Source organism: uncultured Rothia sp., from assembly GCF_916715725.1.
Lineage (GTDB): Bacteria > Actinomycetota > Actinomycetes > Actinomycetales > Micrococcaceae > Rothia.
In genome coordinates this window covers 34,773-59,908 of record NZ_CAKAPD010000003.1, presented here as the reverse complement: position 1 = coordinate 59,908, position 25,136 = coordinate 34,773, and the positions used below count along the sequence as shown (strand labels likewise).

Sequence of the window (25,136 nt, the reverse complement as noted above, 5' to 3'; positions counted from 1 at the left end):
TCGAAAACTAGCCCTTCGCAACCTCACCGAAGTAAGAAGCGAGAGTACCCTCGTGAGCTGCACGCAGCTCATCCAGGTTAATGGAAACCTCATCCTGGAAGTCCAGAGCGTTCGACGCAGCATCCACCACACCAATACGTGCGAAGGGGAACTGGCGAGCGGTGCACATATCCTTGAAGCGCACCTCCTCAGAACGCGGAACCGAAACCACAACGCGGCCCAGGGACTCCGAGAACAGCAGGGTGAACAGGTCCACGCCGTCACGCTCAGCAACCTCACCCAGACCAATGCGGGCACCGGTGTTGAAACGCAGGCAAGCCTCCGACAGAGCCGCAGCCAGACCACCAGCAGACACGTCGTGCGCGGCATCAATCATGCCGTCACGAGACATGTTCACCAGCATGTCACCCAGCTGACGCTCCAGAGCCAGATCAACCTTCGGCGGCTGACCGCCCAGGTGGCCCTTGAAACGAGCCCACTCGGAGCCGTCCAGCTCATCGCGAGTGGTACCCAGCAGGTAGATAGCCTGACCGTCATGCTCAGGAGCCCAACCCGAAGGGGTGCGGCGGGTGACGTCATCCATCACGCCCATCATCGCCACCACGGGGGTCGGGTTAATAGCCTTACCACCGGTCTGGTTGTACAGGGACACGTTACCGCCGGTCACCGGAACACCCAGCTCCATGCAGCCATCAGCCAGGCCGCGAACAGCCTCAGCGAACTGCCACATGACGTCCGGATCCTCGGGAGAACCGAAGTTCAGGCAGTCAGACACAGCCACGGGGCGTGCACCAACGGTCGCAACGTTACGGTACGCCTCAGCCAAGGACGCGCGAGCACCCTCGTACGGATCCAGGTAGGTGAAACGCGGGGAGGCGTCGGTCGCCAGAGCAACACCGAGGTTAGTGTTCTCGTCCACGCGCACCACGCCGCCGTCGTCCGGCATGGACAGGGCGGTGTTGCCCTGAACGTAGCGGTCGTACTGGTTAGTGATCCAGGACTTGGAGCACATGTTCGGGGACGCCATGAACGCCTTGATTGCCTCGCCCAGCTCCTTACCGCGCGGGCGGGAATCGTCAGCAGCCGAACCGGTGAAGTGGTTAGCCTGGACGTCATCCTGCCACTCGGGGCGTGCGTAAGGACGCTCGTAGGTCGGGCCGTCGTGCGCAACGGTGCGGGGGTCAACATCCACGATGACCTCGCCGTCCCACTCGATGACCAGGCGGCCAGAATTGGTGACCTCACCGAGGAAGGAGTACTCCACGCCCCACTTGGTCATGATCGCTTCGAAGCGCTCCACGTTCTCGGGGGAGACAACAGCCATCATGCGTTCCTGAGACTCAGACATCAGAATCTCGCCCGGGGTCAGGGTGGGGTCACGCAGCAGAACCTTGGTCAGGTCGACGTGCATGCCGCCCTCACCGTTAGAAGCCAGCTCGCTGGTTGCGCAGGAAATACCCGCAGCACCCAGGTCCTGAATACCCTCAACCACGGAGCCCTTGAACAGCTCCAGGCAGCACTCAATCAGAACCTTCTCAGCGAAGGGGTCGCCCACCTGAACGGCAGGACGCTTCGAGGGCTTGGTGTCATCGAAAGACTCGGACGCCAGCACCGACGCACCGCCGATGCCGTCGCCACCGGTGCGTGCACCGAAGAGGACAACCTTGTTGCCCACGCCCGATGCGTTCGCCAGGCGGATGTCCTCGTGGCGCATAATGCCCACAGCCAGTGCGTTGACCAGCGGGTTTGCCTGGTAGCAGGAATCGAACTCAACCTCGCCGCCGATGTTCGGCAGGCCCAGGGAGTTACCGTAACCACCAATACCGGCAACCACGCCGCCAATAACGCGGGCGGTGTCCGGGTGATCAATCGCGCCGAAACGCAGCGGATCCATCACAGCAATCGGGCGTGCACCCATGGAAATAATGTCACGCACAATACCGCCCACACCGGTCGCAGCACCCTGGTAGGGCTCCACGTACGAGGGGTGGTTGTGGGACTCAATCTTGAAGGTAACAGCCCAGCCGTCACCAATATCGGTCACACCGGCGTTCTCACCGATACCGACCATCAGGTCCTTCTTCATCTCATCGGTGACCTTTGCACCGAACTGCTTCAGATGAACCTTAGAAGACTTGTAGGAGCAGTGCTCGGACCACATGACCGAGTACATTGCCAGCTCAGCCGCGGTAGGACGGCGACCAAGAATCTCCTTAATGTCCTCGAACTCGTTCTCCTTCAGACCCAGTTCAGCCCAGGGGAGTTCGGTGTCCGGGGTTGCCGCCGCGTGCTCGACGGTGTCGAGGTTAAACTGCTTTTCGCTCATAACTTCTTAGAATCCTTGTCGTGCGTTAGCGGGCGTTAATCAGGTTGGCAAGAACCGAGGTGAACACGCCGAGACCATCGGCGCCACCGCGCAGAGAAACCTCACCAAAACCGGAAGAGGAAGGACCGAAGCCGGGCTCCACAGCGTGCTCCGGGTGCGGCATCAGGCCGACCACGTTACCGCGCTCATTGCTGATGCCAGCAATGTCGTTACGGGAACCATTCGGGTTGAAACCAACGTAGCGGAACACCACGCGGCCCTCAGCCTCCAGCGCCTCCAGGGTCTTCGCGTCAGCAACATACTGACCGTCCTGGTTCTTCAGAGGAACAACAATCTCCTGGCCTGCAGCGTAATTGCTCGTCCAGGAGGTGGAGTTATTCTCAATGCGCAGAGTCTGGTCACGGCAAATGAACTTGCGGTGATCGTTCTTAATCATCGAACCGGGCAGCAGGTGCGACTCAGTCAGAATCTGGAAACCATTGCAAATACCCAGAACAGGCAGGGGCGAAGAACCGGAGGTACCGGCAGCGTTAGCGGCATCAATCACCGAACGCATCACGGGAGCCTTCGCAGCAATAGCGCCGGCACGCAGGTAGTCACCGTAGGAGAAACCGCCGGGAATGATGACGGCATCAACGTTCTTCAGATCAGCGTCGTCGTGCCACAGCTCAACGACGGTACCGCCAGCCAGACGGACGGCACGCGCAGCGTCACGGTCATCCAGGGTGCCGGGGAAAGTCACCACGCCAACGCGTGCATCAGCGAAGGCGGGATTCGGGGAGTAAGTAGAAAAGTCGCCAACCAGGGGGACTTCAGTAGGTGCGAGGGACTCTGCCATAGGTCTTAGTCCTCCAGAACCGAAACGTTCACAACGTCTTCGATGACGGGGTTCGACAGCAGCTCTTCAGCAGCCTTGCGGGCAGCTGCGAGGTGCTCCTCAGTAGCCTCACCCTCGACGGTCAGCTCGAAGCGCTTACCCTGGCGAACATCAACGAAAGAATCAACGCCAATACGGGGCAGCTCGTGAGAAATAGCCTTACCCTGCGGGTCAAGAATTTCGGGCTTGAGCATAACATCAACAACAATACGGGCCATGTGTGGGCACTCCTTGGGTGCGTGGGTTCTGTATGAGCCGTATCTCATCTTACCGTACTAACGACCGTAACGGGGGTATGCGTTCGGTTGGTGGATACCCTAAGAGGCTCGAATCACGTCTTTTACGCCTCGAGGGGCGGAAGATAGCGCTCGCACACCTGCAGCAGGCGCTCACGTAGCTCAATGGAACGCTCCGACAGTTCACGCTGAATGCGCACATACTCAGCCTTACCCTCGGTCGTCTCCACCGGAATCGGCTCGTACCCCCAATCGCGAATATCGTAGGGGGCGGCGCGCATATCCAGTTCACGCGCATCCCACGCCAGGTCAAAACAATCCATGACCAGGGTCGAATCAACCAGCGGCAGCAACTTATACGCCCACTTGTACACGTCCATATTCGCGTGCAGGCACGCCGGCTGCTCCAGCACGCGCTGCGTCTCACGGGTCGGCTGCAGCTCGTTCAACGGCGCCGCCTGCGGCATGAAGAAACGGAACGCGTCAAAGTGCGAGCAACGGATGCGGTGCTCCTCCACCACACGGTCCGTACCGTCCGCGCCCAGGCGCAGTTCCAGGTAGTCGTGGCGGATATTGTTCTCCACCGACTTGTACGCCATCGCCCACTCGTGCATGCCGAAGCAACCGAACTGGCCCTTCTTTGCGGCGGTGTTGCGCAGAATCTCGTGGGTGAAGGCGAGGGCGGTAGCGCGGCGCTCCACAAAATCGGTGACGTCCACCGTGACGGCGGAGGCGGCCTCCGCCTGGGCGCGCGCCTGCTCGGGGGTGCAACCCGCCTCGAGGAGCTCCTGCTCGGTTGCGAGGCGATAAAAACGCCAGGAGGCGCGCTCGGGCGCATCCAGCAGAATGACGCCGGCGCCGGGGTGCCAGCGCTTGAACTGGCCGGGCTTGAGAGTGTAGTAGGTGAAGAGGAAGTCCTCCACGGGGTGCACTTCGTGGCGGGCGCGACGCTGCGCAAACGGGTCGGCGTAACGGCCCGCACGCGCCTCATGCGCCGCCTGAGCGGCACGCCATTCGCGGGCATCCATCACCTGGGAAAATACAACACTACTCATGCTTCTAGAGTAGAACACCCGCACGCCCACAAACACACTGACAAAAAAGGGGAGGGGCGGCGCCGGACCAAACCAGCACCGCCCCTCCCGAAGCGTACAGCCCACAAACGAGCTAAACCCTAGCGGCCAGTACCACCGTAAACAGTAGCCTCGCCCTCAGCGTCCAGACCGAACGCAGTGTGCACCGCGCGAACAGCCTCATCCAGCTTGCTCAGCTCAGTAATCACCGAAATACGGATCTCAGAAGTCGAAATCATGTCAATGTTCACGCCAGCGTTAGACAGGGCCTCAAAGAAAGTGAACGAAACACCCGTGTTAGTCTTCATGCCCGCGCCAACCAGCGACAGCTTACCAACCGACTCGTTGTAAATAACCTCCTGGAAACCCAGCTCATCCTTAGCGGCCTCCAGCGCCTCCAGCGCGGTCGGGCCCTGCGCCTGATCCAGAGTGAAGGAAATATCGGTCACGCCCGGGCGGTCAGTGGGAACGTTCTGGACAATCATGTCCAGGTTTACCTTCGCCTCGTTCAGCAGGCCGAACACCTTCGCTGCCGAACCGGGAACATCCGGAACACCAACAACGGTAATCTTTGCGCGGGTGCGATCGTGCGCAACACCAGAAATCAGGGGCTGTTCCAAGGGAATCTCCTTCAGATGGGTGGGGGTCAGTTCCGCGGACTCCTCCGGGATCACAATGGTGCCTTCAAGGTCCGAGAACGAAGAACGCACGTGAAGCTTCAAGTTAAAGCGACGAGCATACTCGACGCTACGCAGGTGCAGAATCTTTGCACCGTTCGCCGCCATCTCCAGCATCTCCTCGCTGGTGATGGTATCCAGCTTGTGCGCGGTCGGCACGATGCGCGGGTCGGCGGTGAACACGCCGTCCACGTCCGAGTAAATCTCGCACACATCGGCGTTCAGCGCGGCGGCCAGCGCAACGGCGGTCGTATCGGAGCCGCCGCGGCCCAGGGTCGTAATGTCGCCGCTCTGACGGTTCATGCCCTGGAAACCGGCCACAATCGCGATGTTGCCGGCCTCAATCGACTCACGGATGCGATCGGGGCGAACCTCCACGAGGCGCGCCGAACCGTGCACGCCGTCGGTAATCATGCCAGCCTGCGAACCGGTGAAGGACTGCGCCTTAGCGCCCAGGTCGTTAATGGCCATCGACAGGACGGCGGTCGAAATGCGTTCACCGGCGGTCAGCAGCATGTCCAGCTCACGCGAGGGAACGACATTGCTGGTGACCTCTGCGGCAAGGTCGAGCAGCTCATCGGTGGTGTCACCCATAGCGGACACCACGACGACCACATCGTTACCTGCCTTCTGAGTGTCCACGACGCGGCGGGCAACGCGCTTGACGCCCTCCGCATCCGCTACGGAGGAACCGCCGAACTTTTGGACGATCAGGCTCATAGATATCTCCAGGTCAGTTACTTTGTGTGCTACCGGCAGACGCCGGCTCCTCATTTATAGTAGACGGCGTTCAGTGCAAGCGGCGAACTGCACCCCCGTATGTATTGACTCGTGGAATATTACCGAATGTTACGCGGGTCGTGGCGGGCCCGGGAGCGCGAACCCTACCGCGCACGTACTAGTGGTGGAAGGCTAGGTCCACGGGTTCACGTAAGTCACGCCCGGCAACGGCGGAACGTCCGGCTTCGGGGTGCGTAACGGGGCGTTCTGAATAGTGCGGATCTTCTCCTCGTAGTCGGGGGCGCGGAATACCTCCGGCGCATCTTCTGCCTGCTCGGTTACGGGTGCTTCAGTCGGTTCGGAGGTAGCGCTCGCCGGAGCCTCCTCACCGGAGTCTTCGCCCAGGTCAGGGGTGGATTCTGCTTCTGTGGCTTCAGGCGTAGAGCCCGCACCAGAATCGGTGGGGGAGGCTTCCTCGCCTGATTTCTCAGCCTCCTGCAGAACCCGCTCGATCAGCTGCTCATCCACCGTGCCCTGCACACCCTCAGCGGCGGGCGCCGCCGGGGCGGAAACGGCAGAATCCTCAGAATCCAGGTCATCAAACATGCTCGAATTCCAGCGGCGGCGGCTCTGCTTCGCCTCCTCGGCACGCACCGCGGCGGCCTGCTCGCGCTCCTGTTCTTCCTCGCGGTTAGCCCGCTCAAAATCCTCGGCGGCGGTGTGAACCGCGGCGGTGCCCTCGCTAATGACGCGGCGGCCCTCCAACGCGCGGCCCAGGGTAATCTCGTCCGCGTACTCTAGATCGCCACCGACCGGAAGACCCGACGCGAGACGCGACAGACGCACACCCAGCGGCACGAGCATACGCGAGAGGTAGGTTGCGGTAGCCTCGCCCTCAAGGTTCGGGTCCATCGCCAGAATAATCTCCTGGATACGCTCATCCGCCAGGCGGGACACCAACTCACGAATACGCAGCTGCTCCGGACCCACACCCGCCAGCGGGTTAATGGCACCGCCAAGCACGTGGTAGCGGCCGGTGAAAGAACGGGTACGCTCAATCGCCACCACGTCCTTCGATTCTTCGACCACACACAGCACGGACGGGTCGCGGCGCTCATCACGGCAGATCGTGCACAGCTTCGTCTCGGAGACGTTACCGCACTCCTCACAGAAACTGACACTGGTCTTCACCGTGGAAATGGCGTTGGCTAGGCGCGCCATATCGGCAGCATCCGCATTCAGAATGTGAAAAGCGATGCGCTGAGCCGACTTGGGGCCCACACCCGGCAGGCGGCCGAGCTCGTCAATGAGGTTTTGAACTGCTCCCTCGTACATGGCTTCTCCTTCAGATGCGGTGCGTTGTGCTGGTGCGTTGGTGCGCTGTTCTTGGGCGACGTTATGAGTATGCACCCAAACCCTGACAGTTTAGGGGCGTTTCGCGTAGCGAGTATGCGGCTGGAATGAGTGCGCCCGCCATCGGTGCGATGGCGGGCGCGGCACCTACAACCCCGGATTAGGGCTGGTGCAGGGGGCGTTCGTCAATGACGGTGCCACCAATAATTTTTTCGATAGCGCGCAGACCGATGAAGGTGCTGTTTTCGACCTTCTCATCATCCTCAGAGACGTAGTCCTCATCGGACGCGGCACGTGCCGGGTGAGCCGGTGCCGCCGGCGCGCTAGGAGCCGGCGCTGCGGTTGCGTTAGAAGCCTGCGATGCGGGCTTCCCATCACTTGCCGGAGCGTTATCAGCCGGTGCCGCCTGCGGTGCCTCTGCCAACGGACCCGCCGCCGCAACCGGAGTAACGCGGGAACCAGCAGGCTCAACCGGAGCAGCGAGCGGGCCAGCCGGTGCTACAGGCTCAGCGGGGATTGCGGCCGCAGCGGGTGCCTCAACCGGTTCAGCGTAGGCGGGCTCATCCTCAAAAGGGGGCTCCTCCTCATACGGAGGTTCCTCCGCGTGAGGGGGCTCCTGTGGGAACGGGGGCTCCTGTGCATGCTGGGGTTCAGGAGCGCTCTCCTGTTGCGGAACTCCACTACCGGAGGCAGCAAAGGAATCACGCTCACCAAAACCACCCGCCGGAGCAACCAGAACCTGCTGAGCTGCCGGAACCTGCGGAGCAACCGGGGGCTCAGGGGCAAGCGGACCAGCCGGTGCCTGCGGCGCAGCCGGTGCGGCCGGGGCAACCTGCTGAGGTGCCTCCTCGGGGGCGCTCTGCGGAATCGGGGCAACCTCCCACGCGCCCAGGGGCGCATCCACGCTCGTAGACTCGGGGGTGTTTGCGCCGGTCAGCGGCTGACCGTGGCGACGCCACGCATCCTCACCGCCGCGCGGACCATCAGCCAGAGGCGCCGGCTGAGTGGGCTGCGGGGGAGTCTGCTGAACGGGCTGCTGAGGCGCCTGCGGGGCAACAGCCGCCGGAACTGCAGGCTGAGCTGCGGGAGCACTGGGCGCAGCAGGCTGAGCTGCGGGCTTGACCTGCTCACCGGGCTTCGCCACCTGAGCGTGAATGGTCACCTGACGGCGCAGGAACTCACTCACGCGGGCGGTCAGCTCGGGCACAAAACCCTTGACCGCGCGCAAAGTAGCAATGTCGGCGCTCACGTACAGGGTTGCGCCGTCCATGCGGGCGGGGCGAACCTTCATCAGCTGCTCCGCCGCACCGGGAACGCTCATTCGGTTAAGAATGGCGCGCCAATTACCCTGAACCGCCGCCAGCGGATCGTTCGGGTCAAGCTTCAGCGGCGCGGAGGGGGTACCCGCCGCAGCTGCTGCAGCAGAAGCCGGGGCATTCGGCGCCTCCGGGGTATTACCCGCTAGGGGAGCACCAGCCGCAGGTGCAGGCGCCTGCGCGGTCGGTGCCAGAGGTGCGGCACTAAGGGGCGCGCCCGCCAGCGGGGGAGCACCCGCGCTGGCATGCTGAGAGCTGCTCTGCTGAGGGGCTACCTGCTGCGCGGGCTGAGCTGCCTCCTGAACCGGGGCGCTAGGAGTCTGCGCATTAGGTGCCTGGGTCTTAGGAGTCAGGCCAGCCGCCGCCATACCCGCCGCACGAGCAGCAGACATGCCACCCTGCGCCGGAACCGAACCAGCGGAACCCGAGGAACCAGCAGTACCAGAAGCCACGCGACGCTCCAAAACCTGCAGGCGAGAAGCCAACGCCGCAACCTCAGCGCCACCGGCAGAACCCTCCACCGCAGGCAGAAGCAGACGAGCACACAGCAACTCCAGCTGAAGCTGCGGATTCGCCGCACCCGTCATACCATTCAGAGTCTCATTCGCCGTACCCGCAGCAACCGTCAGCTCACGCTCACCCAAAGCCTGAGCCTGCTGAGCCAGACGCTCCAACTGATCCTGCGGAACACCCTGCAAAATCTGGCCGGCAGCCTGCGGAACAGCCTTCACCACGATCAAATCACGCAGACGCTCCAGCAAATCCTCCACAAAACGGCGAGGATCCTGACCGGTCGCCACCACACGCGACACCGCACCAAAGAGAGTCGGCGCATCCTTCGCGCCCAATGCCTCAATAACCTCATCCAGAAGCTGCGCGTGGGTATAACCCAGTAGCGCCACCGCACGGTCATACTCAATACCGTTCTGCGACGACGCACCAGCCATCAGCTGATCAAGAATCGACAGCGAATCACGCACCGAACCGCCGCCAGCACGAATCACCAGCTGCAGCACGCCAGGCTCAACGGCCACCTGCTCCTGATCGCACAGGCCCTGCAGGAACGGCAGAAGAACCTCCGGCGGAACCAGACGGAACGGGTAATGGTGAGTACGCGAACGAATCGTACCCAGCACCTTATTCGGCTCAGTCGTCGCGAAGATAAACTTCACGTGCTCCGGCGGCTCCTCCACAATCTTCAGCAGCGCATTGAAACCCTCACGGGTCACCATATGCGCCTCATCAATAATGAAGATCTTGTAACGGTCACGCACCGGCGCCAAAGTTGCGCGTTCACGCAGGTCACGGGCATGATCCACACCGCCGTGGCTCGCCGCATCCATCTCAATCACGTCAAGAGAACCGCCACCATCACGTGACAGCTCACGGCACGAATCGCACACACCACACGGAGTAGGAGTCGGACCCTGCGCACAGTTCAAGCAGCGCGCCAAAATACGCGCCGACGTGGTCTTACCGCAACCACGCGGACCCGAAAACAGGTACGCGTGATTCACACGGTTCTTCTCCAAGGCGACCATAAGAGGTTCGGTCACGTGCTCCTGCCCGATAACCTCAGCAAAGGTCTCGGGGCGATAACGACGATAAAGGGCAGTGCTCACGGCAACCTCTTCAACTCGGGGGTGCGGATAGGACAATCCCTACCATTTTAGACGCTCCACCCCCGGCACGAGTGGTCACCAGTCACCGGCGAACACGCCCCACCACGACACCCACCCCAACACCCTCTACGGATGCCCACCCAGGTAGCCTGTACGCCCACAGAAATACCGCGGACGCACCGAATTCCCAAGAACCCAAAAATCCGGTACACTGGTTCTTGCCTCTTACGTGGCGTTATCTTGGAAAACTCCCCCAGGACCGGAAGGTAGCAAGGGTATTCGAGCTATGACGGGTGCGTAGGAGGTCTTTTTTACCCAAAATTAGGTACATGGGTAGTTCGCACCCGTCATGTCCGTCTCACTATCGTTCGACGGCTTCAACCCAGGATTCCGCCTCTCTAGAGCTCGGCGGCTTCGACGCAGGATTTATTGCCTCGCGCGCTCGGAATCCTGCGCCTCAGTTCGCTCGCTCGGAATCCTGGGTTTCAGCGGTTGCGTAGGAGGTTTTTTCGTGTCTGCCCAAAAACAGGGGCACAAGCATCCATAAATGTGCTTTCTGTTACTTTTCCCGTCCAGGGCTTGCATGCTTAGCGAAAGCGTAGTAAAGTTTTATTCGTTGCCTACGCAATGCGTAGAAAACATAGCTGGAGGATTCGCCTAGCGGCCTATGGCGCACGCCTGGAACGCGTGTTGGGTTAACAGCCCTCGGGGGTTCAAATCCCCCATCCTCCGCCACCGATCCCCGGTCTTAGATTCTAAGACCGGGGATTTTTTATACCCTTGGTACTATTTCTTCAGAACCCCCACGGTTCCACGCGCCGCCGAGGCGCCCCATACCTGCAGAAAGCACCACCATGATTTTCAAAAAAGTAGGCGACAGCCGCCCCTACCCGCAGCACGGCATGACCCACGCCGACTGGGGAGGAATCCCGCCGCAGCAGGTGCGCCTCGACACCCTCATCACCACCCAGAAGACCCTCAACCTCGAGACCCTGCTCGCGGAAGACTCCACCTTCTACGGCGACCTCTTCCCGCACGTCGTCAAATGGGGTGGCGAACTCTACCTCGAAGACGGCGTGCACCGCGCGCTCCGAAACGCCCTGCACCGCCGCGCCGTCATGTACGCCCGCGTGCTGGACCTGGACTCCATCTCCCCGGCGCTACTGCCCGGCGCATAAACGCCTACTCGAATACAAAAATGCCGCAGACCGACGCACTGAAGCATCGGGTCTGCGGCATTTTACGTATAACTGCTCAGTCCGCCGTGACGAGGGGGCGGATTAGGAAGCTGCCTTCAAGGTCGCATCCTGCACCGGGGACTGCTCCGGCAGAGATTCCTGCGAATCTAGGCGCACCGGGTTACCCTCGGCATCAAAACGCGCACCCAAGCCCATCTGAATAAAACGGATGGTATTCAGGATCTGGCGCTCGCGGGTCTCCTCGTCCGGCGCGTCCTCGGCGCGGCCAGCGCTCGAAGAGAGCGAACCGTGCACGAGCATCGCCAGTTCGCGAATGTCGTTCTTGGGAATGTAGTTCTCAGCAATCGCGGCAGAGAGAATATGCGCCAGCACCATCTGCAGCTCGTGCACGTGCTTGCCGAGCTTTGCGTAGGACTCGGGGGAGAGCATGGAGCGCATTGCCGGGCCCGGGGGCAGGTGGCGGCGCGCCAGGTCGTTGATCTGCAGGCGAATGTAGACCGCGAGCTGGTCAATCGGGTTTTCGATGCCCTCCAGGCCGACGCGCAGCTCGTTGAGGAAACGTTCGGTCTCGTCTAGGGCGTAGGCGACCAGCAGTTCACCCATGTCGGCAAAGTAGTTGTAGACCGCGGTGCGGCCGATGCCGGCGTTCTTGGCGACGTCGGTCATGGTCAGGCCGGAGAGGCCGCGGTTGTAGAGGATTTCGCCGAAGGAGTTGAGGATGGCGCGCTTGGTGTTTTCGCGCTGGGCGGCGTTGGTTGCTGCAGAAATACGAGGCATAGTGACACTCTACCCTAAATCGTCAGCAAATGACGAATTTATCGAATGTGTCACCAAGAAATTTGCGTAATCCATGCGAATTTTCACGTTTATGACAAAACGACCTGTGACAAAACGCAGCTCCTACAGGAACCCCAAACGCGTTGCCGCCGCCAAATCAGCACCCACCAACGACGCAATCGGATACCCCGTATGGCCACGCCCCGGAGTCACCTGCAGCAGAGTTCGCGCCCCCAACCCCTCGTAGAACGCACTACCCTCCTGCACCGCAATACGCGCCGACCAGCTCCCCTCAGAACTCGTCGCCATGCGACGACGACCCGACGGCGAACGCCCATCCAGCACACCCACATGCCAGCTCATCAGCAGACGCTCATGCGAAGAAGGATTCAGCGCAGCCTGCTCACGCACCCGCACGGGCACGCCGTCAGCGCCGCCGCCACCGATGAAGGTGGCGCCGCCTCCACGGATCCACTCAATATCGTGCGAAAGCAACTCGTAGCTGAGGAACTCGGCACCACCCGAATAGCCCGCAAGCCAGATACGGCTCGTATCCACCCCGTACGCCAGGGCAATCTCCTCAATGAGGGCGCGGACCATCCTGCCGTTCGAACGGGCGCGAACCCACCAGTTATAGGTCAGCGGAGGGGCATAGGCGCCGGTATCGGCAAGGCGCGGCTCCCGCAGGCTACCCGGTGAAAGCACCGGCACGGATAGCATGTTGAACTCAGCCGCCACCTGCGCCAACTCGGCACGCAACGGGGAGGTGCGGCGCAGCAGACGACTACCGGCACGCGAGAGATGATCACCATCAAAATAGAACAGCACACCGGGCGCGGACTCAGACTCGGTCAGAAGGTGCAGGTTATCGACCCGGTAGTAGATATTGCGGCCGCGATGCGTAAACGATCGGTAACCGAGTAGCTCAGACGAAGCCAAAAGCATCGGCTCCAGAAGAGAAATACCGGTTCGTACCGCATGTGCCGCATAGGTCAGCAGCGGATGCAACCGCGGGATATGTGCGCTGAGCCTACGCTGATTGCGGTGCCGCCGCCTCCGCGCTCGCCGTATAGAGCCACGAACCGAGCGGCGCACCGAGGCACGCAGCGCACGCCCCGCCTCCAGCAGGGATGCCACCTGCCCGGTATGGTGAGCGCCGCTGCGGTAAACTCCGCTGCGGTGAACTCTGCGGCTCAGTCTCTTCATATTTCCATTGTAGGTGCGGGGGTTCTGCCCCTGCCGGGATGAGATGGTGCCGCAGGCATCCCACACCGGGTAACCGGGCGCATGCCGCGTCCATACTCTTGAAAGAGGCGCAGAAACCTGCCGCCGTCACGGCATATAGGTACTATTAGATAGGCTCGGGTGGCAGACGAGCCGGTGAGTAGCGCCCTGCATAGCGCGCTCACCCACCATGCGTGAGGGCTCGTACCTCGCGTGAAGAAACACATCGCATGAAGAAAGACTTGGGGAAAGTAATGGCTAAACCCGTTAGCGAATCTAAGGCTCAGACGAGCACCGTTAAGGTGCCCTGGGCTGGTCGCCGCGGCTACTTTGATCTGCTGCTGGGCGCGTCCTGCGTCATCCTGATCATTTCGAATATTGGTGCAACCAAGGGTGTGGAGTTCGGTCCGCTGCCCTTCGAACTGCCCCTTATCGGTAACACCATCGTCACCGATGGTGGTTTCTTCCTTTTCCCTCTCGCCTACGTTATTGGTGACCTTCTCTCTGAGGTGTACGGCTTCAAGCGTGCCCGCCGCGCGATTGTAGCCTCCTTCGCCTCGGCTGCTTTTGCCGCCCTGTGCTTCCTGCTGATTGTGCACCTGCCGCCGGCAAGCTTCTACACCGGCCAGGATTCGTTCGCACAGGTTCTCGGCCCGGTCTGGCAGATTTTTGCGGGCTCCCTGCTCGGCTACCTCTTCGGTCAGACCCTGAACGCCTGGGTCATGGTGGCGATGAAGAAGGCAAGCAAGGGCCGTTTCCTGTGGCTGCGCATGATTGTCTCCACCCTGGTTGGCGAGCTGCTCGACACCCTCATCTTCTGCTCAATCGCCGCACCGGTGCTCGGTATCGACACCCCGGAAGCGTTCATCAACTACGTACTGATTGGCTATATCTACAAGTGCCTGGTCGAGGTGCTCCTCATGCCGATCAGCTACCCGATTATTGGTTGGTTCAAGCGTCACGAACTGGAGTACGTGGCATAAGCTAACCTCCTTACAGCTGATGTGCAGAGCCGCCCGGCCTAATGCCTGGGCGGCATTGCCTTTTCAGATTTGTTCAATACACAGCATGTCTAAGAAAGAGATACGTTATGTCTAAACTGCAGGGGAACACCCCCGAGCAGTCGGAGAAGAACGACTCGTTGAATCGTTCCCTCTCCCACGGCCAGTTGACCATGATTGCAATGGGCTTGGCGCTGGGTACGGGCCTGTTCCTGGGCTCCTCCTCCGCCATTAAAATCGCGGGCCCCGGCGCAATTCTCTCTTACGCTATTGGTTCGATGATTGCGGCAACCATTGCTGCGTGCGCGGGCGAAATGTCCGTGCGTCACCCCGTCCAGGGCGGTTTCGGCACCATTGCCAGCCGATACCTGAACCCCTTTAGCGGCTACCTGACTCGCTGGGCGTATTGGGCGTGCACCGTGCCGCTGGCCGGTGCTGAGCTGGTGGCGGTTGGCCACTACATGGCGTACTGGTTCCCGGACGTTCCCCTGGCTGTGTTCGTTGCCCTCTTCGGTGCGATTATTCTGGTGCTGAACCTGGTGAGCGTGAAGTCCTTCGGCGCCCTGGAGTTCCTGCTCTCGTCGATTAAGGTTTCTGCCGTCATCGTGTTCATGGTGATTGGTGTGCTACTGGTGTTCGTGGGTCTGCCCGGCCACGCTGCGGCGGGTACCGCAAACCTCGTGAACGACGGCGGCTTCCTGCCGAACGGCCCGGCATCTATCTGGATTTCGATGGCTGTTGTCATGTTCTCCTTCGGCGGTGTGGAAATGATTTCTCTCTCCGCAGCGGAGGCGAAGGACCCGGCACGCTCGGTGGCAACCAGCGTGAAGGCAATGATTTGGCGCCTGTCCACCTTCTACGTGGTGTCCATGGCGATTATTCTGTGCCTGGTGCCCTGGCAGACCGCCGCACAGAACTCGGAGCTGACCGAGTCGCCGTTCGTGCTCGTCTTCTCTGAGCTGGGCATCCCCTTCGCCGCGGACATCATGAACTTCGTGGTGCTGGTGGCTGCGCTCTCGGGTGCGAACGCCTCCCTGTACGCTGCGACCCGCCTGCTGCACGCGCTGGGCTCTGACCGTATGGCTCCCGCAGTGGCTGCCCGCACCTCCTCGCGCGGTGTGCCGGTCGTGGCTCTGCTGATCTCCTTCACCGGCGTTGTCGTGGCGACCGTGATGGCTGTTGCAAAGATCGGCGACATCTTCGCCCTGCTCATGGCGCTGGTGACCCTGTGCATCCTGGTCGTGTGGATCATGATTCTGCTGACCTACCAGGCGTACAAGAAGAACCAGAAGAACGCATCCTCCTTCACCGTGCTGGGTGGCCGCGTCACCGCAGGCCTTGCCCTGGCGGGTGTTCTGGCGACCCTGGCGGCAATGTTCATGCTGCCCGGCTCGGGTGTTCAGGAATCCATCATGGTCGGCATCGTCTTCTTCGTGCTGATTTCTATTGGCTACGCCATCTCCTCGAAGGTTAAGGGCGGTTATGAGCGCCCCGATTTGGACGCTATGCACGCCGACGAGGACACCAACGCGGCACAGCACTAAATAGCGTGAAAGCCTCGCGAGGCTAAAACAAGTAAAGGCACCGGATGGGGGAGTGACCCTGCCCGGTGCCTTTCGCTTTCTGCAGGTTCCGGCGGCGCCGTTCTGAACGGCTCGGACGTGCCCGTAGAATAGTTAACTATTCGCACCTGTCACCGAGGATATGAGGCCGCGGGAGCCGGGTGCGAGCACACATTGCACATCACGCCCCTAAGGCGTACTGACGGAAGGCACCTTCGTGTCCCACAACGACGATACCCGCAGCCAGGCTGCAGCGGGGACCGCCGGGCAGCGCACCCTGAAGCGTTCTCTGTCTCACGGACAGATGACCATGATCGTGATGGGTTCCGCGCTCGGTACGGGCCTCTTCTTGGGCTCGGGCACCGCTATTGCGATGGCTGGTCCTGCGGTCATTCTCACTTACGCTATTGGTTCTGCGCTCGCTTCGGTGATTGGCGCGGCAACCGGTGAAATGGCGGTTCGCTACCCTGTCCGCGGCGGTTTCGGCACTATTGCTACCCGCTACCTGGGCCCGTTCGCGGGCTTTTTGACTCGCATCGCCTACTGGACGGCGACTGTGCTGATTGCCGGCGTTGAGCTGGTGTCGGTGGCGACCTACCTGAATTATTGGTGGCCGCAGCTTCCGCTGTGGACGGGTATCGCCGCGTTTGGTGTGGCGCTGATTGTGCTGAACCTGACGAGCGTGAAGTCCTTCGGCATGCTGGAGTTCTTCCTCTCCTCCATTAAGGTCATTTCGATTGTTGCCTTCCTGCTGGTGGGCCTGTGCCTGATTTTCTTCGGTCTGCCCGGCCACGCTGCGGTGGGTACCGCGAACCTCTTCAACGATGGCGGTTTCATGCCGAACGGCCCGCAGTCGGTGTGGCTGTCGCTGGCTGTTGTGATGTTCTCCTTCGGCGGTATTGAGATGATTTCGATTTCTGCCGCGGAGGCGAAGGACCCCTCCCGCTCGGTGCGTTCCTCGGCTAAGGCGATGATGGTTCGTTTGGCGACCTTCTACGTGCTGGCGGTCCTGATTGTTGTGGCTATTATTCCGTGGCGTTCGGCGTCGGGTCTGGGCGACGCGGTGGATGCTTCCCCGTTCGTTCTGGTCTTTGAGCAGTTGGGCGTGCACGGCGTGGCGCACTTCGTGAACTTTGTGGTGCTGATTGCGGCGCTGTCGAGTGCGAACGCGAACCTGTACGCGGGTGCGCGTCTGATGCACTCGCTGGCGGTTGACGGTATGGCGCCTATCCAGTTGGCTCAGGTGAACCGCGCTGGCGTTCCGGCTCGTGCGGTATGGCTGTCGACGAGCGGCATGGTGATTGCTATTCTGCTGGCGCTGTACAGCCCGAAGGAAGCGTTCCTCTCCATGATTTTCGTGATTATGGTGTGCGCGCTGACCGTGTGGGTTCTGATTCTGTTCGCCTACATTGTGTACAAGCGTGTTGAGCCTGCGACCGATGGTTTCCGCCTGTGGGGTGGCCAGTTCACTGCCGCGGTCGGTGTTCTGCTGCTTTTCGCGGTGTGGGTTGCGCTCTTCATGGTGCGTGGTTCCATGATTCCGGCTGTGGTGGGTGTGGGCTACTTTGTGGTCCTGAGCCTGCTGTACTTTGCTCGTATCCGCCACACTCACGTGATTGATGAGCAGACCTTTGTGGAGGCTCAGCAGGCAACCGGCGAGTACGACGCCGATCACGCTCTGGAGACCGCGGCGAAGCTGGGTCGTTAGGAACTGCGGTTCTGTGTTCGGGGGTTTTACCCCTGAAATCCTGAGTAGTGTAGTTCGCGGCTAGTGCGGGTAATAAACGAAAAATACGGAAAATTTCTGGAATTCCTCGTAATAAAACCGTAAAAATGCCGTGGGCTCTCAGGGCAGGTCTATCATAGACAGTGAACCGTATGATCTTGTATGCGTTCAAATGTCTGTGTGTTGGATGAGGCTCGAAAGCATCGTAGCTTTCGAGCCTCATCGCTTTAACTATCAAATATATTTCTAGCCCCCGAATCATTATCAGCTGATTCATTTGCTGTACCTTGCGGATTCGTACGAATAGCCGCCTCACAGCGGTGGGGGAGTAGAGTTAAAACCATGCAAAGCCACGAAAAGAACCGCGAAAACACCCCCGCCTCCGAGGCTGGTACCACCGACGAACTGCTGGTGCACGTTCCCGCCCGCTGGGGCGACATGGACGCCTACGGCCACGTCAACAACGTTGCCATCCTCTCCCTCATGGAAGAAGCCCGCGTGGCGCTCTTCGGCCCGCCTCCCTCCTCCGGTCAGAAGCCTACCGTGGCACCGCAGCCTCCGATTCCGCTGTTCGAGCTGGTCGCCGAGGGCGTGCAGGCACTCATCGCCGAGCACGGCATCCGCTACCTGGCTCAGCTGCCCTACACCGGCGAGCCCGTACCCGTGCGTGCGCGCGTGGAGAAGGTCAGCGCGGCATCCGTGCGGATTGGCTACTCGATTCTCTCCCCGGTGGACGGCCGCGAATGCGTGCGTGCCTTCACCGTGCTGGCGTTCTGGGATTCCGTGGCGGGGCGGCTGACCCGACTCAGCCCCGAGCAGCGTGACCTGCTGAGCTCCTACCTGCCGCAGAAGTAGGGGCTGGCGCTCTGCTGTAATAAACCGGTCTTGAACGGGGTTAAGCGTATGCTTTAAATACCTTCTGCAAAGGGTGCAAAAGGTTCATTCCCGGGAGAGATAACAATGTCGTTTCACCACACTCAGGCAGGCCCTGCCGGTTGGGGTCGCCGCACGATGCGCGCCACCGGATGCGCCGCCGCCCTGCTCCTTGCCCTGACTGGCTGCTTTGGCGGTTCTCAGAGCGAAAACTCCTCGTCGAACCCCAGCGCCTCCGGCACGGCTAACCACTCGAAGTACCCGCTACCGTCCTCGACGGCATCGCCGACGAAGAGCGCTGAGCCGGCAAAGAGTACCGAGCCGACGGTCACCGAAACCCAGGTGCCCGCCCCCGCAGAGAGCACCGAGGCGAAGGCGTCCGAATCCTCCGCACCCGCTGAGGCGAAGGAAACCCCCACCGCGGCAGCGACTCCTACCGGTGACACTCCTCGCGCGCCCGAAAAGGTGGAGGCTGAACGCGCCTCCGCCGGCGAGCGCTGCGGACACATCGGGCGCAAGGGCTACCTGAAGGGTGGCGCGGAAATCATCGTGTTGCGCGGTACCGTGGACTGCGCCCACGCACTGGATGTGCTGACCGAGTACGTCACCACCCCGCGTGCCGACGACAACCTGACCCAGCACCAGATCGCGAAGGTTCAGGACGCCACCTGCTACTGGAACCCGCAGTACGAGATGGCTGAGAACCGTCGCGAGGATCGCGGCGCCCCCGAATGCACCATCGGCGAGGATGTCGCCTTCGTGGCTCGCCTGCAGAACCCGGACGCTCCCGAGATCCCGTTCCTCATGGAGCCCTCCTACTACGATTCCGGCGCCGGCTACTACCGTTTCAAGAGCGATGACGAGCGCACCCTCTGCGAGTTGAACCCTGCGGACGGAACCCTGGTGTGCGAGCGCCGCACCGGTGAGCAGACCGGCAACGGTAACGGTGCGGTCGGTCGTACTTTTGCCGGTCCGGTGGAGGTGACTCGCATGAACTTCAAGACCGGCGCCAGCGAGGTGAATACCGTGAACGAGTCTTCGGCTCTGCACGCGGAAACCACCACAGCAAACACGAAGATGATGCACACCTGGGATGTGGTGACTGTGCCCGCTGCCGACGGTAATCAGCTGACCTGTTTCGGTGAGATTGAGACTGGCTCGATTAGCTGTCATGACGGAAACGGTCACACTATTCTGGTGCGTGGCAGGCACGAAGACTAAGCGTTGGTGCTTGTCGCTATAGCTTGTGAATAACTCAGGAGGGGCTCCCCGCCATGCCGGGGAGCCCCTCCTGTTGTGCTCTCTCGCCGTGTCTCATAGGTAAGCACCCTGCGGGCTCCTCAGATGCCATATAGCTAGCTCACAGGTAGCGTCTTTAGAATACTGGGTAGGAACCCGAACCGATGACGCAGAAAGGTCACTATGCATCCGGCACAGAAGCACTCTACCCAGGCTTCTTCTACTACTCTCCGCACCGCTAAGCGCTATTCCCCCGTGGCGCTCGGCGCCACGCTCCTGCTTGCCCTGTCGGCATGCTCCGGAGGCGCTACCACCGCCTCTCCGAGCGCTACCGTAGTCCCTAGCCCCAGCGCTACGAGCGCGAAGGCAACCGCCAGCCCCACCCGCACCGCAACGGTCACTGAAAGCACCCCGACTGCCGGTACCGTGCACACCCCCACCGCGGCGGCTACCGTGAGCCCCGGAACCATCACCACCGCAAGCCCCACGGCGACCGCGCAGGCGAGCGCGGCGTCGAGCCCTTCCGCATCGGCTAAGGCGAATACTTCAGCGAGTGCAGTGGCGAAGGCGTCGAGCACCGCGAGCCTGTCCAGCTCGGATGTTCAGTCTGCGGGCGGTAGCTGCGGCAGCATGGACGCTACCGGCTACCTGAAGCACAACGCTACGGTTCAGGTGGCTTCCGGTGCGGTGGATTGCCTGTTTGCGCGTGAGCTGATCCGCCAGTTTGTGGTGCAGAACCCCGCCGAAGTGACCGATAAGGCGAATGGTGAGCGTACCGTCATGTCGGCGCGCTGCTACTGGAAGCCGGGCGACGGTGCGGATCGTGCGACCCCTGAGTGCGTGTCCCTGGATGGTGGCAGCACCGTCATTACCGTGAAGCTGACCAACTAGTTTACGACTCACACCCGGCAGGGCACACCCCGCAAGGCACGGGTGTTAAAAACAAGCGCCGCGTTGACGAATGATTCGTCAACGCGGCGCTTGCGTGTCTCGAAGCTAGCTCAGGCAGCTGGCGCGGCGGGTTTTAGAGCTCTCCGCGCGCGCGGGCGGCGAGCACGTCATCCAGGCGGGCGAAGGTCGAACGCCAGGTGGTGCGCACCTCCTCGTGGACCGAGGCGGGCATGGGACCAATCTCAATGACGATGCGGGTACCGGAACCCACGCCGTCGGCGGTAATCACGGTTTCGGGGAAGAAACGGTGACGCTGGTACACCAGCACGCTACCGGGGTTGCCCAGGTGGTCGGGCAGCTGCTCGGCGTATTCGAGCTCCTTGAACGGTTCAATGCTCAAAAAGCGGCTCTGCAGAATGCAGGACACCGAGGGGTCAACCTCGTTAATCATGGACAGGCGCTGCATGCCGCCGACGACGGGCTCCACGACAACGTCGGTGGGGCGCACGTGCCAGCCGGCGGGGCCGTACCAGCGGACCAGCAGTTCGGGGTCCAGGTAGGCGCCGAAGACGTCCTCGACCGGGGCTGCGATCTCGTGGTCGAAGACGAGAAGCTCCTCATCGGGAACATGAGTGATGCTCATAGGGTTCTCCTTAAACGGGTTGAAGAGCGGGTTTAGGGCTTCTTGCCGGAGTAGTAGTTGCCGAGGAACTCGTCACGGTACTCGAAGTAGGTGCCGTCCTTGATGGCTTCGCGTGCGTCGTCCACCATGCGCACGATGAAGCGCTCATTGTGGATGGAGGCGAGGGTCGCCGCCAGACGCTCGTCCGCCTTGAAGAGGTGACGCAGGTAGGCGCGGGTGTAGTGGGTGCAGGTGTAGCAGTCGCAGCCCTCGTAGATGGGCGAGAAGTCCGCCTTGAAGCGCGCGTTGGTGATGTTGTAGCGGCCGGTGGGGGAGTAGACGGCGGCGTTGCGTGCCACGCGGGTGGGGGAGACGCAGTCGAAGGTGTCTACACCGTTTTCGATGCCGACGAAGATGTCGTCGGGCTCGGAGATGCCGAGCAGGTGGCGGGGCTTGGATTCGGGCAGCTCTTCGGCGCACCAGCGCACGATGGTGCCGAGGTTTTCCTTCTCGAGCGCACCACCGATGCCGAAGCCGTCGAAGGGCATAGAACCGAGGTCCTGGCATGCCTTGCGGCGCAGGTCCTCGTACTGTGCACCCTGAATGACGCCGAACAGCGCCTGGTAGGGCTTGCCCACGCGCTCAGCGGTCAGGCGCTGGTGCTCAGCGATGCAGCGCAGCGCCCACAGGCGGGTGCGTTCGAGCGCCTCCTCCTGGTAGCCGCGGGAGTTGTAGAGGGTGGTCAGCTCGTCGAAGGCGAACATGACGTCGGCACCGATCTGGTGCTGAACCTGCATGGACACCTCGGGGGTGAAGCGGTGAATCGAGCCGTCAATATGCGACTTGAAGTTCACGCCGTCGTCGTCAATGTGGGCGAGGCGTTCCTTGCCCTTCGCCACGTCGTCGTCGCCGAGGGGGCGGCCGTCGGCGCCCTTAGCGTCCGCGACGGTACCCATGTCGATCACCTTTTTGAAGCCGGAGCCCAGGCTCATGACCTGGAAGCCGCCGGAGTCGGTGAAGGTGGGGCCGTCCCAGTTCATGAACGCACCCAGGCCGCCTGCCGCGTCCAGAATTTCGGGGCCGGGCTGCAGGTACAGGTGGTAGGCGTTGGAGAGCAGAGCCTGAGCGCCGAGCTCCTTCATGGATTCGGGCAGGACCGCCTTGACGGTTGCCTTGGTGCCCACGGGGGTGAAGGCGGGGGTCTCGATCTGTCCGTGCGGGGTGGTGATGACACCGGTGCGTCCGCGGAACTGTCCGCCGTTGGCTTCTACACGTTCAGCGCTGGGGGAGGCGGTGTCCGCCAGGCGGCTGGTGATGGTGAAGCCAAAGTCCTCGGTGGGGAAAGAATTATCTAGAACGCTCATTCTTCTCTCGATTGTTTGCTTTCCGTCTGAATGTCTACACCCTAGCCTACCGGAAAACCCCGCCTCTCTTGCCAGAGGCGGGGTTCACGAGAATTTAGCTGAGGGCAGCTGGGTTTAGCTCGCCTTAGCCGGCGAAGTCGCCGAGCATATCCACGGTCGGCACGAAGAAGAGGGTACCGGTCACCGCGGTGCTGAAATCCAGCAGACGGTCGTAGCTGGCGCCGTCCACGCCGGTGAACATATTCATGAGCATCTTCTGAACGGTCGAGAAGGTGCTGGCGTAGCAGATGAAGTAGGTGCCCAGCTCGTTGTTACCCACGGTGCCGAAGGGCATGTTGTCGCGAATAACCTTGAAGTCATCGCCGATATTGGCGATAGCGGAGTGCGAGTTGGCGGGCTTCTCGTCCTCGCCCATCTCGATGTCGTCGTGCTTGGAACGGCCAATGACCTTCTCCTGCTCGGAGACGGGCAGGGCGTTCCACGCGGTCATGTCGTGGATGTACTTCTGCACAAACTGGTAGCTGCCGCCCCTGTACATGGGGTCGCTGTCACCGATGACGCCAAAGTATTCGCGTGCCGCGGGGGTCTGCGGGTTCTCGGTGCCGTCCACAAAACCGATGATGGAGCGGCCGTCCCAGTAGCGGAAGCCGTGCACCTCATCCAGTACCTCGGCAACATCGCGCAGAGCCGCGGTAATAGCGGACGCCATATCGTAGGCGACGGACGGCTGGGTCGCGCGGATGTGGAAGTGCAAATCGCCGGGAGTGGACACCGCGGTGTGCTTATGGCCCCTAATCTCCTCGAACTCCACGAGCTCCTGAGGCAGCGGCTTGGGTAAATCCAGGGTCAGCCACGCGCTGTGGCTGATACCCAGCACAATGCTGGCGTTCTCGGGCGAGTAGCGGTTCGCGGCGGTGTGGTTGAGGTTAATGACGAGCCCGCAGAGGTTCTGGAACCCCTCGATGAGTGCATCGTGAGCAATGTCTTCCTTGAACTTCCACACCATGAAAATGGTGTTAGCGTTCGGGCTGGCAGTGACCTGTTGTGATTCTGAAGCAAGCATAAAATTCACCGTACGCCCGTGTGCACGCCCCCGCAATGAATCCAGCCCTAACCTTCTGCGCTGCTGGGAGAAGATTAGGGCTGAGGGCAAAGAACAGCAGGGTTTTAGAAACCGTACTTTAGAAACTGTGCTTTAGAAGCCGTGGGAGGCGAGGTCACGGGCATGCGCCAGACGCGCCGCCGTCTCAAAAATAGTCCACGCCTGCACCTGAGCGGACAGCTCCACCGGCGCGCCGGGCTTCACAACCTTGCTCATCGGCTCGGTGAACCGCGGGGAGAACTGCACGAGCGCCTTACCGCGAATCTCATTCGGGTCAATGCCGTACTCATTCATCGGCAGGTCGGGGTCAAACTCGCGGCGACCCTCCCACAGGGCGCGTGCGGTCGAGTACACCAGGGTCGAGGCGAGCGCTCGCGCCTCATCACTGAGCAGCGGCGAGGATGCCGCCATGCCCAGGTAGCGCACGAGAATGCCGGTGAACAGGCCGCCGTCGCCGTCACCGTGAGAGATGAGGATGCGGCGGCGAGCACCGGAGAGGAACTCCACCTCTTCGGTCATGTGCTTGACGATACCGACGATGAGGCGCTCGGCGCGCTCGGCGGGATCCACCTCGCAGGGCACACCGGATGCGGCGAGGCTCAGCAGGGCGCCCAGGGCGGTTCCCTGGTTGTAGGTGAATTCGCCGCGCTCGTACTCGTACTCGTCGCCGCGCACGTTCACACCGTCAATATAGAGCGAACGTTCTGCATCCCAGAGGGTTTCGTTCATCCAATCCATGAGCGCGGCGGCAGTCTTCGGGTCGCCCGCCCGCACATACGCCAGAGCAGTCGGCGCGGTCGCCGCAGCATTCACAAAATCACGCTTGGACTTGCGCCAACTCATGCCACCCACCGGGGAGAAACCCTTCGCCAACTGCTCAAAGAGAGCCGCGCCAGCATCCTGGGCGGCAACATCATTCGCGCCGGTCAGCTCAATGCAGAAGGAGTTCATGCGGCCCACCGCGAGGGTCAGCCACGCCATATCGTCAAAGTAGTCGTTCGCGAAGCGGCCGTAATTACGCACGTTAATGCCGCGCAATAGTGCGCGGGCGCGGTGTAGCTGTTCCTGGGCGGCAGTAATATCGCCCTCGCGCAGGTGACGCTGACCGGCATCAATCACACAGTCCAGCAGGTGCGCCTGCCACCAGTAGTGCCAAGCGTTCAGGCGCTGGCTCAGCGGGCGCGGGTCGGGCACTTGCACCGAACCAATGAGGGCGCCGGGAACGCCAAGAATACGGTGCACGAAGGTGTCGGTGACGCTGGCGGCTGCGGCAGCGGCATGTGAGGAGGTGCGCTCGGCGTACTCGCTAATCGACTCCAGAGACTGCGCGTTGTGGGAAGACGGCTGGGAATTCAT

Annotated in this window: 20 protein-coding genes, 1 tRNA gene and 1 other RNA gene; 9 read left to right on the top strand and 13 right to left on the bottom strand. The window is 61.6% G+C overall.

All coding sequences use genetic code 11. The features are described 5' to 3' along the window. Window positions 1–7: 7 nt before the first annotated feature. From purL to QZ822_RS03090, 7 genes are all read right to left on the bottom strand, one after another. Window positions 8–2,326: a phosphoribosylformylglycinamidine synthase subunit PurL gene (gene purL / locus QZ822_RS03120; protein WP_294642519.1), complete on the bottom strand. Its 2,319-nt coding sequence runs from the start codon at window positions 2,324–2,326 to the stop codon at window positions 8–10. 25 nt (window positions 2,327–2,351) lie between these two features. After that, complete coding sequence (gene purQ, locus QZ822_RS03115; RefSeq protein ID WP_294642517.1) at window positions 2,352–3,164, bottom strand: phosphoribosylformylglycinamidine synthase subunit PurQ; 813 nt, start codon at window positions 3,162–3,164, stop codon at window positions 2,352–2,354. 5 nt (window positions 3,165–3,169) lie between these two features. Next, window positions 3,170–3,421: a phosphoribosylformylglycinamidine synthase subunit PurS gene (purS, locus tag QZ822_RS03110; RefSeq protein WP_005507194.1), complete on the bottom strand. Its 252-nt coding sequence runs from the start codon at window positions 3,419–3,421 to the stop codon at window positions 3,170–3,172. Between the two features lie 122 nt (window positions 3,422–3,543). After that, complete coding sequence (locus QZ822_RS03105) at window positions 3,544–4,494, bottom strand: 3-methyladenine DNA glycosylase (protein WP_294642516.1); 951 nt, start codon at window positions 4,492–4,494, stop codon at window positions 3,544–3,546. A gap of 119 nt (window positions 4,495–4,613) precedes the next feature. Next, window positions 4,614–5,909: an aspartate kinase gene (locus QZ822_RS03100; RefSeq protein ID WP_294642514.1), complete on the bottom strand. Its 1,296-nt coding sequence runs from the start codon at window positions 5,907–5,909 to the stop codon at window positions 4,614–4,616. Window positions 5,910–6,101: 192 nt separating this feature from the next. Next, on the bottom strand, window positions 6,102–7,244 hold the full coding sequence (gene recR / locus QZ822_RS03095) for a recombination mediator RecR (protein ID WP_294642512.1): 1,143 nt from the start codon (window positions 7,242–7,244) through the stop codon (window positions 6,102–6,104). 178 nt (window positions 7,245–7,422) lie between these two features. Beyond that, the gene (locus QZ822_RS03090; protein WP_294642510.1) at window positions 7,423–10,200 is read right to left on the bottom strand and encodes a DNA polymerase III subunit gamma and tau; all 2,778 of its coding nucleotides are present in this window, start codon (window positions 10,198–10,200) and stop codon (window positions 7,423–7,425) included. Window positions 10,201–10,416: 216 nt separating this feature from the next. Here QZ822_RS03090 and ffs point away from each other — a divergent pair. The 3 genes from ffs (at window position 10,417) to QZ822_RS03075 (ending at window position 11,378) form a co-directional block, all read left to right on the top strand. Then, window positions 10,417–10,513: signal recognition particle sRNA small type (gene ffs / locus QZ822_RS03085), an RNA gene on the top strand. A 333-nt stretch (window positions 10,514–10,846) separates the two neighbouring features. Continuing rightward, window positions 10,847–10,935, top strand: a tRNA-Ser gene (locus QZ822_RS03080). A gap of 119 nt (window positions 10,936–11,054) precedes the next feature. Next, window positions 11,055–11,378: a type II toxin-antitoxin system VapB family antitoxin gene (locus QZ822_RS03075; RefSeq protein WP_005507186.1), complete on the top strand. Its 324-nt coding sequence runs from the start codon at window positions 11,055–11,057 to the stop codon at window positions 11,376–11,378. Window positions 11,379–11,480: 102 nt separating this feature from the next. On the opposite strand, the gene QZ822_RS03070 is transcribed toward QZ822_RS03075, so the two are convergent. Together QZ822_RS03070 and QZ822_RS03065 are read right to left on the bottom strand one after the other, a co-directional pair. Further along, window positions 11,481–12,176, bottom strand: coding sequence for a TetR/AcrR family transcriptional regulator (locus QZ822_RS03070; protein ID WP_070629194.1), 696 nt, complete (start codon window positions 12,174–12,176; stop codon window positions 11,481–11,483). 123 nt (window positions 12,177–12,299) lie between these two features. Beyond that, window positions 12,300–13,382 (bottom strand): hypothetical protein, encoded by a 1,083-nt coding sequence (locus QZ822_RS03065; RefSeq protein WP_294642508.1) that lies wholly within the window; start codon window positions 13,380–13,382, stop codon window positions 12,300–12,302. Between the two features lie 272 nt (window positions 13,383–13,654). Between QZ822_RS03065 and QZ822_RS03060 the strand changes: the two genes are divergently transcribed. The 6 genes from QZ822_RS03060 (at window position 13,655) to QZ822_RS03035 (ending at window position 20,692) form a co-directional block, all read left to right on the top strand. Beyond that, window positions 13,655–14,383 carry a queuosine precursor transporter gene (locus QZ822_RS03060; RefSeq protein ID WP_070629189.1) on the top strand — a complete coding sequence of 243 codons (729 nt, stop codon included), beginning with the start codon at window positions 13,655–13,657 and terminating at the stop codon, window positions 14,381–14,383. Window positions 14,384–14,490: 107 nt separating this feature from the next. Further along, entirely contained in the window at window positions 14,491–15,945 is a 1,455-nt protein-coding gene (locus QZ822_RS03055) for an amino acid permease (RefSeq protein ID WP_294642505.1), read from the top strand. 235 nt (window positions 15,946–16,180) lie between these two features. After that, the gene (locus QZ822_RS03050; protein WP_294642503.1) at window positions 16,181–17,671 is read left to right on the top strand and encodes an amino acid permease; all 1,491 of its coding nucleotides are present in this window, start codon (window positions 16,181–16,183) and stop codon (window positions 17,669–17,671) included. 360 nt (window positions 17,672–18,031) lie between these two features. Next, window positions 18,032–18,544 (top strand): thioesterase family protein, encoded by a 513-nt coding sequence (locus QZ822_RS03045; protein WP_294642501.1) that lies wholly within the window; start codon window positions 18,032–18,034, stop codon window positions 18,542–18,544. 105 nt (window positions 18,545–18,649) lie between these two features. After that, window positions 18,650–19,783: a phosphoglycerol transferase gene (locus QZ822_RS03040; RefSeq protein WP_294642498.1), complete on the top strand. Its 1,134-nt coding sequence runs from the start codon at window positions 18,650–18,652 to the stop codon at window positions 19,781–19,783. Window positions 19,784–19,984: 201 nt separating this feature from the next. Beyond that, entirely contained in the window at window positions 19,985–20,692 is a 708-nt protein-coding gene (locus tag QZ822_RS03035) for a hypothetical protein (protein ID WP_294642496.1), read from the top strand. Window positions 20,693–20,825: 133 nt separating this feature from the next. On the opposite strand, the gene QZ822_RS03030 is transcribed toward QZ822_RS03035, so the two are convergent. The 4 genes from QZ822_RS03030 to QZ822_RS03015 form a co-directional block, all read right to left on the bottom strand. Continuing rightward, a complete protein-coding gene (locus QZ822_RS03030; RefSeq protein WP_005507177.1) occupies window positions 20,826–21,335 on the bottom strand; it encodes an SRPBCC domain-containing protein in 510 nt (169 codons plus the stop codon). Between the two features lie 32 nt (window positions 21,336–21,367). After that, window positions 21,368–22,678, bottom strand: a complete 1,311-nt coding sequence (gene tgt / locus QZ822_RS03025) for a tRNA guanosine(34) transglycosylase Tgt (RefSeq protein ID WP_294642494.1) — start codon at window positions 22,676–22,678, stop codon at window positions 21,368–21,370. A 124-nt stretch (window positions 22,679–22,802) separates the two neighbouring features. Then, window positions 22,803–23,741 carry a Dyp-type peroxidase gene (locus QZ822_RS03020; RefSeq protein WP_294642492.1) on the bottom strand — a complete coding sequence of 313 codons (939 nt, stop codon included), beginning with the start codon at window positions 23,739–23,741 and terminating at the stop codon, window positions 22,803–22,805. A 132-nt stretch (window positions 23,742–23,873) separates the two neighbouring features. Further along, the gene (locus tag QZ822_RS03015) at window positions 23,874–25,136 is read right to left on the bottom strand and encodes a glycoside hydrolase family 76 protein (RefSeq protein WP_294642490.1); all 1,263 of its coding nucleotides are present in this window, start codon (window positions 25,134–25,136) and stop codon (window positions 23,874–23,876) included.